At 58.8% G+C, this 12,266-nt stretch carries 13 protein-coding genes; 10 read left to right on the forward strand and 3 right to left on the reverse strand.

The window, feature by feature from the left end; translation table 11 throughout:
- Positions 1-18 precede the first annotated feature (18 nt).
- From NE637_RS03845 to NE637_RS03870, 6 genes are all read left to right on the forward strand, one after another.
- The gene (locus tag NE637_RS03845) at positions 19-999 is read left to right on the forward strand and encodes a YdhW C-terminal domain-containing protein (RefSeq protein ID WP_256267575.1); all 981 of its coding nucleotides are present in this window, start codon (positions 19-21) and stop codon (positions 997-999) included.
- Positions 1,000-1,095: 96 nt separating this feature from the next.
- A complete protein-coding gene (gene hmcB, locus NE637_RS03850; RefSeq protein ID WP_227117614.1) occupies positions 1,096-2,106 on the forward strand; it encodes a sulfate respiration complex iron-sulfur protein HmcB in 1,011 nt (336 codons plus the stop codon).
- The gene (gene nrfD / locus NE637_RS03855; RefSeq protein ID WP_227117611.1) at positions 2,100-3,278 is read left to right on the forward strand and encodes an NrfD/PsrC family molybdoenzyme membrane anchor subunit; all 1,179 of its coding nucleotides are present in this window, start codon (positions 2,100-2,102) and stop codon (positions 3,276-3,278) included. The genes hmcB and nrfD overlap by 7 nt, the downstream gene beginning before the upstream one ends.
- A gap of 13 nt (positions 3,279-3,291) precedes the next feature.
- Positions 3,292-3,417, forward strand: a complete 126-nt coding sequence (locus tag NE637_RS03860) for a hypothetical protein (RefSeq protein WP_022658500.1) — start codon at positions 3,292-3,294, stop codon at positions 3,415-3,417.
- A gap of 13 nt (positions 3,418-3,430) precedes the next feature.
- Positions 3,431-4,003 (forward strand): hypothetical protein, encoded by a 573-nt coding sequence (locus tag NE637_RS03865; RefSeq protein WP_227117609.1) that lies wholly within the window; start codon positions 3,431-3,433, stop codon positions 4,001-4,003.
- A gap of 35 nt (positions 4,004-4,038) precedes the next feature.
- Positions 4,039-6,111 carry a cytochrome c3 family protein gene (locus tag NE637_RS03870; RefSeq protein WP_227117607.1) on the forward strand — a complete coding sequence of 691 codons (2,073 nt, stop codon included), beginning with the start codon at positions 4,039-4,041 and terminating at the stop codon, positions 6,109-6,111.
- Between the two features lie 95 nt (positions 6,112-6,206).
- Here the strand turns inward: NE637_RS03870 and NE637_RS03875 are convergent, their stop codons facing one another.
- Positions 6,207-7,265, reverse strand: a complete 1,059-nt coding sequence (locus tag NE637_RS03875) for a 4Fe-4S binding protein (RefSeq protein ID WP_227117605.1) — start codon at positions 7,263-7,265, stop codon at positions 6,207-6,209.
- Between the two features lie 352 nt (positions 7,266-7,617).
- On the opposite strand from NE637_RS03875, the gene NE637_RS03880 reads away from it, so the two are divergent.
- Genes NE637_RS03880 through NE637_RS03890 form a run of 3 tightly spaced genes read left to right on the forward strand, consistent with a single transcriptional unit; the run spans position 7,618 to position 10,118 of the window.
- Complete coding sequence (locus NE637_RS03880) at positions 7,618-8,598, forward strand: methionine ABC transporter ATP-binding protein (RefSeq protein ID WP_227117603.1); 981 nt, start codon at positions 7,618-7,620, stop codon at positions 8,596-8,598.
- Complete coding sequence (locus NE637_RS03885; RefSeq protein ID WP_022658505.1) at positions 8,595-9,290, forward strand: methionine ABC transporter permease; 696 nt, start codon at positions 8,595-8,597, stop codon at positions 9,288-9,290. The genes NE637_RS03880 and NE637_RS03885 overlap by 4 nt, the downstream gene beginning before the upstream one ends.
- A 51-nt stretch (positions 9,291-9,341) precedes the next feature.
- The gene (locus tag NE637_RS03890; RefSeq protein WP_227117601.1) at positions 9,342-10,118 is read left to right on the forward strand and encodes a MetQ/NlpA family ABC transporter substrate-binding protein; all 777 of its coding nucleotides are present in this window, start codon (positions 9,342-9,344) and stop codon (positions 10,116-10,118) included.
- Positions 10,119-10,228: 110 nt separating this feature from the next.
- Here the strand turns inward: NE637_RS03890 and NE637_RS03895 are convergent, their stop codons facing one another.
- A complete protein-coding gene (locus tag NE637_RS03895) occupies positions 10,229-10,450 on the reverse strand; it encodes a YgdI/YgdR family lipoprotein (protein ID WP_192111434.1) in 222 nt (73 codons plus the stop codon).
- Positions 10,451-10,665: 215 nt separating this feature from the next.
- Between NE637_RS03895 and NE637_RS03900 the strand changes: the two genes are divergently transcribed.
- Positions 10,666-11,544, forward strand: a complete 879-nt coding sequence (locus NE637_RS03900; protein WP_227117599.1) for a PhzF family phenazine biosynthesis protein — start codon at positions 10,666-10,668, stop codon at positions 11,542-11,544.
- A gap of 129 nt (positions 11,545-11,673) precedes the next feature.
- Here NE637_RS03900 and NE637_RS03905 read toward each other — a convergent pair whose 3' ends face one another.
- Positions 11,674-12,243, reverse strand: a complete 570-nt coding sequence (locus NE637_RS03905) for a hypothetical protein (RefSeq protein ID WP_227117597.1) — start codon at positions 12,241-12,243, stop codon at positions 11,674-11,676.
- Between the last annotated feature and the right edge of the window lie 23 nt (positions 12,244-12,266).

A 12,266-nucleotide genomic window follows, 5' to 3' on the forward strand; every position in this document is an offset into this window, starting at 1 on the left:
GCGGCGGGGCCCCCCCCCTTGGCGGGGGGGGGCGGAGCCGCCCCGGAGACAGGGCAGACTGGCGCAGCCGTCCAGAAAATAGAACAGACCGGCGCAGCCGCCCATGTGGAAGAAGCCGAAAGCCGCCGACTGGTGGACCAGCGCAAGGCCGACAAGGTTCTGCTGGTGGAAACACTGGCCGATTTCAGCAGTGATGAACGCCTTGTGACCGCCGATGAACTGCTGGCCGCTTTTATGGAGCGCGCGGCGCTTGCGCCGCCCGTTACCGTAGCCCATGTGCGTCAGGAGCTGGAGTCCATGCCCGACCCGCGTTTTGAAGGGCCGGATTCGCAGACTGTTGCAGCAGATATGGCCCGCATCAAGGCCATGGAAAAGGCCCAGCCCGGCTCTGCCCCTGACCCGGAAGTGCCGGGTCTGCGCAAAACCCGCCGTCTGCTGAGCCGCAGGCAGTTGCTGAGTTCGCTGCTGCATCCCGCAGAGGCGCTGGCGGAGTCAGGAGCTGACCCGGCGCAGGCAACGGAATCTGCACCAGCAGCGGAGCCCGCAGAGGCCGCAACCGCTCCCCGCGTGGTGGAGCGCGAATACGCGGCGGCCCTGCTGACCGAACTGCTGGCGGAAGATGAAGACGTGGCGGCTTTTACCGCCTGGGACAAAAAGGAATACTATCATTACAAGCCGCAGATGAGCAGCCTGTATGCGGGTATTCTTTCCACAGCCAATAACAGGATGGTGCAGGTCGCCAGCGTGGTGCGCGACAGTTCGCGCGACTACCCCCGGCCTGTGGCCCTTGAAATATTTGAATACCCGCCTTTTCTTTTTGAGGCCGAAGCCTTGCAGCAGTGCCTGCGCGATATGGCGGAAAGCGAGGAATACGCGGACATCAGGTTTACGGAAAGCTCCGTGGGCACGGTGTATCTGTATTCCACCCGCTACCTCGATGAAGATTACGCCGCCTTTCTGGCGGAGAATGAGGACGTGGGGGCCATTGCCAGCCCATAGGCCGCAGGGGCGTGTTTACGGCGCCGCCTTGGCGGCTTGCCCCACGGCAGACATGGGGCATGAAATGATGCAATGCGCAAGCAGGGGAGGATCGCCATGCGGCGCAGACAGTTTTTGAAAATATTGGGCCTCGGCGGCATGGCCGGAGCCGCGCTTCCCGGTGCTGCCGGGGCAGCCCCCTTTGCCTATGACGGCAGCCCCGATGCCGTGGGCGTGCTGCACGATTCAGTGCGCTGCATCGGCTGCCGCAAGTGCGAGGAAGGCTGCCAGAAGGTCAATGCCGACGTGCTGCCGCCTCTGGAAAAGCCCGTTGACGACAGTTCGGTATTTGAGCAGACCCGCAGGCCCACATTCAAGGCCTATACGGTGGTCAACAAATATCAGCCGGAAGGGCATGCCCCCATGTTCCGCAAGTTGCAGTGCAATCATTGCCAGGAACCGGCCTGCGCTTCGGCCTGTTTTGTCAAAGCCTTTGTAAAAACAGAGGAAGGCCCGGTAGTGTACAACCCCAAGCTTTGCGTGGGGTGCCGCTACTGCATGATGGCCTGTCCTTTCTACGTGCCTGCCTACGACTACAACAACGCCTGGAATCCGCTGGTGTACAAGTGCACCATGTGCGCCCCGCGCCTCAAGCAGGGCTTGCTGCCCGGCTGCGTGGAGGCCTGCCCCAAGGAGGCTCTGGTCTTTGGGCGGCGCAGCGACCTTGTTAAACTGGCCCGCCGCCGCATCATGGACAATCCCGGCATGTACGAAGACCACATCTATGGCGAACACGAGATGGGCGGCACCAACTGGCTGTACCTCTCGCCCGTGCCGCATGCCGATCTGGGGCAGCCGGATGTGCCTGCTGTTTCCGCGCCGGAACTTACGCGCGGCATGCTTGGCTCCATTGCCGTTATTGCCGGAATATGGCCGGTGATTCTGGGCGGCGCGTATTCCATGAGCAAGCATTACAAAAAAATGGTGGAGCAGGCCCGTTGCGAGGGTGCGCAGCAGGCAAAAGGCCAGAGCTGCGCTGACGCCCATGCAGAAAACAGCGCACAAGCCTGCGGCTGCAAGCCCGCTGACCATAATCCTGAAAAGGGCCAGGGAGGCGGACAATGCTGAAGCCTTCGGAACTGCTGAAAAATACGCTTGGCCTGCTCAACACGCCGGGCAACATCATCACCGCCGTCATATTGTTCTGCGGAGCCGTGGCCACTGTCATGCGCTTTGGCTGGGGCATCGGCGCGGTTACAAACCTTGATGATTACTACCCCTGGGGCCTGTGGATCGGCTTTGACCTCTTGTGCGGCGTGGCCCTTGCTGCTGGCGGCTTTACGCTGGCGGCGGGCTACTACATCTTCGGCTTCAGCAATCTGCGTTCCATGTGGCGGCCTGCGCTGACCACGGCTTTTTTCGGCTACGCCTTTGTTATTGCCGATCTGCTGTACGACGTGGGCCAGCCCTGGCGGCTGCCGTATCCTGTCTTTGTGTCACAGGGCACCACATCACTCCTGTTTACCGTGGGCGTGTGCGAGTTCTTTTACCTCTGCGTCATGGCGGTGCTGTGGTTTGTGATTCCCTGCGAGTGGCTGGGGTGGAAAAAACTGCGCGCCATGCTCATGAAGCTGATCATGCCGCTGGTGGCGCTGGGCATCATCCTTTCGACCCTGCACCAGTCTTCTCTGGGCGGGCTGTATGTGATGGTTCCCTCAAAGATGCACCCCCTGTGGTACTCGTCATGGCTGCCCGTGTATTTCTTTGTGTCGAGCCTCTATGCCGGGCTTTCCATGGTGATCTTTGAAGGCACGCTGGCCCACGCCGGCATGCACAAGTACATGGACGAAAACCACGCCAAGAGCTTTGACGGCGTGAGCCTGAGCCTTGCGCGGGGCGCATCGCTGGTGATGATGGGCTATTTTGTCATCAAGATCGGCGGCCTCACCCTCGACAATGGCTGGAAGTACGTGTTCAGCGGTTACGGCCTTTTGTGGCTGCTGGAAATGGCTCTGGTCATCGTGCCTGCCTTCATGTTTGCCGTGGGCGTGCGCGAGCGGCGTTACGGCATGATCCGCCTTGCGGCGGGGCTGTCTGTATTCGGGGTCATGCTCAACCGCATGGACGTGAGCCTTGTGGCCTACAACTACAATCTGCCCACGCACCTCAAGTATTTTCCCTCGCTGGGCGAGATCACGCTTTCGCTGTTCATGCTGGTGGGGCTTGTGACGGTGTACCGCTTTGTGTGCGCCAAGATGCCCGTATTGCGCGATCATCCTGACTACAAACCCGAAGCCTGACAGGGAGGACGCCATGCAGACGGTATTTTATTCGCTTTACGCATCCCTGATGTCCGGCACGGGCTGGATGTTTATTTTCATCTGCTTTGCCCTGTTCGGCCTGCTGGGCTTTTACCTCTTTCTGAACGGCAAGGATTAGGCTGGAGCACGTTATGACAACGCTGATATCCTTTCTCACTGGCTGGGGGCTGCTCATATCCCTGCTGGGATGTCTGGCCGGGTGCGTGCTGCGCCTGCGCCAGTGCAAGGCCAGCGACTGCAATCCCGCGGATTTCGCGGCCCGCTGGCGCGCGCGCCTTGTGCCGCTTGATCTGCTGCGCGGGCAGTGGCCCGTGCGCGTGCTGGTCAACGACGCCATTTTCTGGCTGCTGTTCATGGCTCTGGTGGTGGTGCTGTTTGCCCCCGGCCATGCGGTGCTTATCGGGCGCGGCCTGGGCCTTGACTGGCCGGGCATGGCCTTTCGCTGGGCAGACGGCCTTGCTGTGCTGCTGACGCTTGGGGCGCTGGCCCTGCCGTTGCGTCACCTGCTGCTGGCCGACCTGCGCGCCGCCGCCACCAAGGCGGACTGGCGGCTTATGGCCCTGTTGGTGCTGCTGCCGTTTACGGGCCTGCTTGCCCGCTCGGGCATGCCGGGGTATGGACTCTGGCTCTTGCTGCACCTTGTTGCCGGGCATGTTTTTTTGTGGTGTGCGCCCCGTTGCCAGTTTGCACGGTTGCTGCGCTGATGGTTTTTCTGATCAAAGTCCCCAAGGGGGAGTTAATGCGAACCATATGTAGTACAGCCCTCGTTTCTGCTTGCGCCATGCGGTTTGTGGCCGCCAGTGCAGTGTTTGCCGTGGCGCTGTGTTTTTCTGCTGTTGGTGTCCAGGCAGCTTCCGCGCCTCTGGCGGGCAACACCATCTACCTTGGCGGTCAGCGCGCCAAGGAGCTTAAAATGCCTGTTGTGGCCTTTGACCATGCGGCCCATGCCAAGGCCAACGCCTGTGCGAGCTGCCACGCGGCTGATCCCGGCGTGGAGAAGAACAGCGCGGGTCTGCCGGTCAATATTATGCAAACGCCTGTGTTCAGCGCCTTTGCGGGCATGAATTCCAGCGATCCTGCCGCGCGCAAGGAGGCCTTTCATGCGGCCTGCGCTACGTGCCATGCGCAAAAGGGCGCTGGGCCGTCCCTGGCGCAGTGCCGCGACTGTCACACCGTTGCCGATGCCGCAAAGCTGCCCGTCCAAAAGCCTTACAAGCCGCAGATGGACGCCTCCCTGCACCAGCGGCATCTGACCTCCGGCGCGTTCCCTGTAAAGGCGGAGCCCGGTCTGGCCCCCGGTGCAATTCTGGCGGAGAACGATCCCCAGCGTTGCGTGACCTGTCACCATGCCAAGGATTTTTCACCCACCTTGCCGCCAAACATTGATTCGTGCCGCACCTGTCACGAAAGCGGCCCCGGCTCGGCCCTTGCCACCAGGGATGCCGCCTATACGCCGCCGCCCCTGCGCGCCGCCGCGCATGAAGTGTGCATGAAGTGCCACGCTTCGCTTGCGGAGCAGAAGCTGCCGCACGGCCCTGTGGACTGCGCCACCTGTCATGACAAGGCGCGTTTTGAGGCCTTGCCCCGCTTTGAGGCCAGCCCCTCCATCATGACCATGGACAGACCCACGGGCGTGGTGCTGACCGACAAGGTCACGCCGCCCCAGGTGCCGCTTTCTCCCCTGTATCCGCAGGGGCCCAAATGGCCTACGGTCATGCCTGCCGTGCCTTTTGACCACGGCCTGCACGAAAGGGCGCTCAACTGCGTGGATTGCCACCACACCAGCGTCAAGCAGTCGTGCATCACCTGCCATACGCCCAGCGGCGACCCCAAGGGCAAGAATATTCCGCTGGCGCAGGCCATGCACTCTGTTACGTCCAAAAACTCCTGTGTGAACTGCCACACCAGCCTGACCACCTCCGCGCCGGAATGCGCGGGCTGTCATACGCCCAGGCCCGTGAGCAAGAGCGGCAGCAACTGCGCCTTCTGCCACCGCGCCGCCCCCGGCGTGAAGGGCACCATGGGGCTGATGCTGCCCAGCAATCTGCCTTCGCCTCAGGCCGCTGAGAAGGCAAACGGAACTGCCGGGCTGGATGCCCTGGCCCTGCCGCAAAGCCTGCCTGCCCAGCAGGCCGCACAGCAGAACGCCAAGCTTTCCCCTTCGGCCATTCTGTTGCCAGTGGACGCAGCGGTGAAGGCTGCGCAGCAGTCTGCCGACGCGTCAGAAACCGCGCTTGCGTCTTCTGCCATTCTGTTGCCGCCGCCGGACAAAAATCCCGCCGCAAAGCCCGACCCGGCAGCCAACGCTGCTGCGGCCAAGGCGCTGCAACCTGCTGTAACGCCGCCTCCTGCCCAAAGCGCTCAGCCAGCCGCTGAGGTGGCTGACGCGCCCAAGCTTGGGCCTGTCTCTGACGGTCTGCCCGAAAAGGTGCGCATAGAGCTTATGAGCAGGGAATTCCGCCCTGTGGACTTTGCCCATGCGCAGCATCTGCAAAAGTTGCGGGCTGGCATTGGCCGCAAGGCCGCAGGCCTGCAAGGCATGCATGCCAAGGATGGCCTGGAGTGCGCCGCCTGCCACCACAACAGCCCGCGCCTTAAAGAGGGTATGACGCCGCCGCGGTGCGTCTCGTGCCATCCCGCAAACCTGCCCGCTGGCGTAACTACCATGCCGGACGGCAGGCCCCTGCTCAAGGCTGCCTATCACCAGCGCTGCATGGACTGCCACACCCGCATGAAGCTTGAAAAGCCCCGTGCAACGGATTGTCAGGCCTGCCATATCAAGCGCGATCCGGCAGAAGCCCCGGTCTGGTAAAAAGGGCAAGGCCCAATCATAAATGACAGTATGGCGGCAAAGGGAATACCTTTGCCGCCATGCTGTTTTTATAAACCCCTGAGGCGAGCGGCCGTCTATCCGCCAAACTGGATCATGTGGAAGCGCCGCAGCATGCCCGGGGGAATTTCTGAAACCCAGTGACCGGTGCTCACGGCCCATAGGTAGGCGGCAAAAAGCAGCACAAGGCAGCCAGCGGCAACTGTCCAGAAGGGCACGCGGCTACGGGCCGCAGAAAGGTGGAGGCAGTCTTTTTGCGGGCAGGCTTCAATACAGGCGGTGCAGCCAAGGCATTCCGGCGAATTGACGCGCGTTTTCTCGTGTACGGCGATGGCCGAAGGGCAGGCGCGCTGGCAGCGGCGGCAGCTCGTACAGGTAGCCGCGTTGCGGCGTACCGCCACAGGGCTTGCCAAAGCCAGAATGCCCAGAAACGCCCCGTAAGGGCAGAGAAAACGGCACCACGCATTGCGTGCCACCAGCGAGGCCGCCACAATCACGCCAACCACAATCAAGGTCGTGGTTGACGCCCGCAAAAAGAAAAACAGCATGCTTGAATCAGCAACCATATTGAATGGCGCGCCCATGAAAGAGTCAATTTCGTCCACGCTCATGGCAAAAAAACTGAAATAACACAGCAGTACCAGAGGAATATACTTGATGGCCTGGAGCGCCAGCTCCAGCTTGCGCGGCGGGTTGCGGTTCAGGCCCAGGCGCTCGCCCAGGCGGCCCAGCAGGTTGGAGGCAAGGCCCACAGGGCAGATATAGCCGCAAAATCCCTTGCGGAACAGCAGGGCCATGAGGGCGATTGCCAAAAAGAGCGTCAGCCCGGCAGGGTGCACAACGTCCCACATGCCGGTTTCAAACAGGCGGCGCGCGGCCATGAGTTCACTGATGGGCAAAAAGCCCTCCACCGAGGGTGGCTTGGGCGTGAACGCTTGGCTTTTTCCCGTGGCCCACTGCACGTAGAGGTAAAAATCCCAGCCCACCCAAACAAGAAAAATGGCGAATGCGCCCTGTATGCCGCGCCGCAGCAGGGTGGGGGTGATGCGGCGTTTGGGAGGTTTGGGTGCGAGGGGGGTATGCGCTGGCGCTGTGGGCTGTGCAGCCTCTGGCGCAGAATCGGCGGATTGGTTCATAATGGAATATCCTTTCAGACTGTTCAGATAAACAATTGCGCCACTGGTTGTGTCACCATTGCGCATGGCTGTCCATGATCGGCATCACATGCAGGATGCCTTCCATCTGCGCAGGGGCGGCAACAGCAATGCGCGGGAGATAGCAGATACTGCCCGCACGAAGGAACACATCGCGGGCCTTGTTTACCCCTGCGCGCCGCCGTATGCGGGGCCTCCGCTGGCAGCTTGATTTTGAACGCCGCCTTGGGGTAGAATGCCGGGTTATTCATGCTGTGCCTGCGTGAATTCTTTACTTTCGCGGACAAATATCGCATTGTCTGGCGACACCGAAAACAGGCTCAGGAACCATCGCATGATTCAGGTAACCAATCTTGGCAAGCTCTACGGAAGTCACCTTGTGCTGCAAGACATCAATATGCACGTGCACGAGGGGGAGATTTTCGGCATAGTGGGGCATTCCGGCGCGGGCAAGTCCACCTTGTTGCGCTGCCTTAACGGCCTGGAACCCTACCAGATGGGCAGTGTCAAAGTCATGGGCGTTGAAGTTGCCTCCCTCGAAGGCACGGCCCTGCGTATGCTGCAAAGCAAAATGGGCATGATTTTTCAGAATTTCAATCTCATGTCCCGCAAAAACGTGTTCGACAACGTGGCCTTTCCGCTTTCGCTGTGGGGCGTTGCCAAGCGCGAAGAGCGCGTCATGGAGCTGCTTGAGCTTGTGGGCCTTGCCGACAGGGCCAAACAGCGCGTGCAGAACCTGAGCGGCGGGCAAAAGCAGCGCGTGGGCATTGCCCGTGCGCTGGCGCTCAATCCCCGCGTGCTGCTGTGCGACGAGGCCACCTCCGCTCTTGATCCCAAGACCACTTCGTCCATTCTCGACCTGCTGGAAGACATCAACCGGCGGCTCAACCTCACCATCATCATGGTTACGCACCAGATGGAAGTGGTCAAACGCCTCTGCCACAGCTTGCTCATGCTCGACGGCGGCAAAACCGTGGCCATGGGCAAGACGGAAAATCTCTTTCTGTCGCCCACCAAGGAAATGCAGGCCATGGTGGAGGACGAGTACACGCTCATTCCCGGCGGCACCAACATCCGCCTTATGTTTCCGCGCGAAATTTCGCAGCAGAGCGTCATCACGCAGATGGCGCGAACGCTGGGCATTGATTTTTCCATCGTTGGCGGCAAGCTTGAACGTTACCTCGACGATGTTTTCGGCTTTCTTATCATCAACGTGCAGGACAAAGACCTGGACGCAGTGCTGCATTATCTGAAAACGCAGAACCTGTTCTGGGAGATTCTGGCCTATTCTGAAAACGCGGGTGAACAAGCATGATTGAGAACATGAGCGGCCTTGCGGCCTACTACCCGCTGTGGGAGCGGTTTCTGGACAAGCTGCCGGAAATTATTACGGCAACGTGGGAAACGCTGGACATGGTGCTGCTCTCCACGCTGTTTTCGCTCATTTCGGGCTTTTTGCTGGCTATCCTCATGATCGTCACCAATCCCATCGGCCTCAAGCCCAACCGCTCGGTGTATCAGGCTGTGGATTTTGTGGTCAACCTGCTGCGCTCGTTCCCCTTTATCATTCTGCTCATTGCGCTCATTCCCTTTACCCGTTTTGTGGTGGGCACCTCCATTGGCAGCGCGGCGGCCATAGTGCCGCTGACCATCGCCGCAGCCCCCTTTGTGGCGCGGCTTATCGAAACCTGCTTTCTTGAGGTGGACAGGGGCGTTATTGAGGCTGCGCGGTCTTTTGGGGCCAGCAACACGCAGATCATCTTTCGCGTGCTGATTCCTGAAGCATTGCCTTCCATTGTGCTGAACGTGGCTGTTATCGCCATTACGCTGCTGGGTTATTCGGCCATGGCCGGAACCGTTGGCGGCGGCGGGTTGGGCGATCTGGCCGTCAAATACGGCTACAACCGCTTTCAGGTCGATATCATGGTGTATTCGGTCATTATTCTTTGCCTTCTCGTGCTGCTCATTCAGGGCGTCTGCAATTTCTTGTACAAGATTTTGCGCTAGGCCCGCGGCGGCGTGTGAACTTTTTTACCCTTTACCCTTGCAGGAGCGCTTATGAAACGTCTGCTTTTGTCTCTGGCCATGGTTCTGGCGCTGGCCGCCCCTTCGTTCGCTGCTGAAGACATTGTTGTCGGCGTGACCCCCTTCCCGCATAAGGATATTATGCTGGCGGCCAAGCCCCTGCTTGCCAAGGAAGGCTACAATCTGGTCATCAAGGAATTTACCGACTACGTGCAGCCCAACATGGCGCTGGCCAGCAAGCAGCTCTTTGCCAACTTCTTTCAGCACGAACCCTACCTTGACAACATGAACAAGGAAAAGAAGCTTGACCTTGTTTCCATCGGCAAGGTGCATATCGAACCCCTGGGCGTGTATTCCAAGAAGATCAAAAAGCTTGCCGACCTCAAGAAGGGCAACAGCGTTTCCGTGCCTAACGACCCCACCAACGAAGCCCGCGCCCTGCGCCTGCTCGAAGCCAACGGCGTGATCGCCATCAAGCCCGGCGCGCTCGTTACCGTGGCCGACATCACCAAAAACCCCCTTGGCCTCAAGTTCCACGAGCTTGACGCGGCCCAGCTGCCCCGCACCCTGGACGACGTGACCGCTTCGGTCATCAACACCAACTTTGCTGGCGAAGCCGGTCTGGTGCCCTCGCGTGACGCCCTTGTGATGGAAGGCAGCGAATCCCCCTACGCCAACATCATTGTTGTGCGCAATGAAGACAAGGACAGCCCCAAGGCCAAGGCCCTCATGAAGGCCGTGCAGTCCCCTGAAGTGAAGGAATACATCCAGAAGAATCTGCTTGAACGCGGCATCGTGCCTGTGTTCTAAAATTCATTTTACGGCATAAAGTAAGGCAGCCGCCTTACGGTTCCAGATGGAGCTGTAAGGCGGCTGCTCTTTTGCACGCTTGCCGCGCTGGGCGGTCAGGCAAAAAAACGCTAGGGCAGGGGACGAACCTGCTTCAAGTCTTCGCGGGGGATGGTGTGGGTTTTGCCTGTGTCGTCCTCAAAGCTCACGGAATCATTTTCGGGATTGATAACGGGCTTCTTGGTGCCGATGTAGATAGTGTAATCCTTCGTAACGGCAATGTACTTGGAGCCACAGGCGGTGAGCATAAAGGTGCTCATCATCAGGGCAAGGATCAGGGCGATTTTTCTCATGCGTAACATCCTCGGCTGTTGCAAAAAATATGGGGCCGTTGGCGGGCTCGTTCATGACGCGGTAAAGCGCATACACCCAATCGGAATGCTTGCCAATACGCAATGCGCGCAGTATTTTGCATGGCATAAAATATTCATGGCGAAACAGCTTGCGGGTGCCCCAACCCATAATGGTCAGCCCCCACTCCACATTCCTTTTGCCATACGGAGCAAAAGTGAGCAGTTATCCGTATAAAAAGATAGATGCCTTTACCTCGCATTTTTCGTCTGGAAATCCGGCAGCCTGTTTGTATCTTGAAAAAGGGCGGCCACTGGCGGATAAGGACATGCTGGCTGTGGCCAGGGAACATGAGGGCTTTGTATCAGAAGTGGTGTTTTGCACGCCGGTTGAAGACGCGCACTATCATTTGCGCTATTATTCTTCTGAATGCGAGGTTGCGTTTTGCGGGCACGGCACCATTGCCTGCATGTACGACCTGATCGCCAACGACCCCATGCTGCTGCAAAAACCGGAAATAACCATCACCACAAGCAAGGGCAGCCTGAAGGTTTACAACGAAATTTCCACCTCTGACGCGGTATTTATTACAGCGCCAGGTAAGGTTGAACTGCCTGTAAAGCCGCATATGGACGCCGTTGCGCAACATCTGGCTATTTCAAAATCAGAAATCAGAAAAGATCTGAATGTGGAGTGCATTGATGCTGGCCTGCGCACGCTGATCGTGCCCATTGCTTCGCTGGGAACAGTCCTCGCCATGCACCCGGATGAAGCCGCGCTGAAGCAGTTTTGCATCGACAGCGAAGTGGATATTATTCTTGTTTTCAGTTCAGAGGTTGCATGTAGCCAAAATATCATGCGCACACGGGTTTTTGCACCCCGCTTTGGCTATCTTGAAGACCCGGCGACAGGGTCGGGAAATTCGGCTTTTGGCTATTATATGCTTAAAAATTCCCTGTGGGACGGCAGCGCTGTTTCAATCGAACAAAATGCGGAAAAGACGGCGTCCAATGTGGTCAAGCTGAAGGAAACTGCGGGCAAAGTGCTGTTTGGCGGCAGTGCGACAATCAGAATTGAGGGCAGATATTTACTCTGATCTTTGCGTTTTTTGCCGAAAGCCGCACCTGCAAAACATAAAGGACTGCGCCGTGTCATGGGGTGCAGTCCTTTACTTATTATATTATTGGGCGTTGTCGTGCGTAATTTGTAAAATGCGTGTGCAGCGTTACGCCGCCGTTTGCTGACTGGCCCGCAAGCAGCGCAAATGCGCCGGATACCACTGGGTGAACACGGCCACACCTATGAGCAGGGTGTAGGAGATCAGCTCGTAGGTAAGTTCTGAAAAAAAGAACTCCTTCATTTTCAGCCACGCCAGCAGGGCATTGCAGGTGAAGGCCCCACCCCAGACAGAAGTAATAATCATGTTTGTGCGTAGAAAGATAGGGGAATCCCAGAGCGCCGGATCGGTGTGATCCCTGGCGTAATCGAGGGTAAACGGCTTGCGCATGACGACCCCTGCCCATGTGCCAAGCGCCAGAGCACTATTGGCAAGCACTCCCATGTACCGCACTGTCCACATGTTCTGGAAGCCGATCACAAGCACGGATGCCGCGCTGAAAAAGGCCAGCCCCACCCACAGTATCACCCCCCGGTGCAGTTTGAGCACGCCCATGAGGATGCTGAGGGCCAAAGCGATGCCAAGGCCAAGCTCCAGCCGAAACATGCTGCCGTGCGCAATGATCAGAAACGACAGCCAGGGCGCAAATGCCAACACCAGCTTCAAGAACCCCATCATGGTATTCCCTCCCGAGCAAGGAT

The sequence above is a fragment of the Desulfovibrio desulfuricans genome (assembly GCF_024460775.1).
GTDB classification, from domain to species: Bacteria; Desulfobacterota; Desulfovibrionia; order Desulfovibrionales; family Desulfovibrionaceae; genus Desulfovibrio; species Desulfovibrio desulfuricans_E.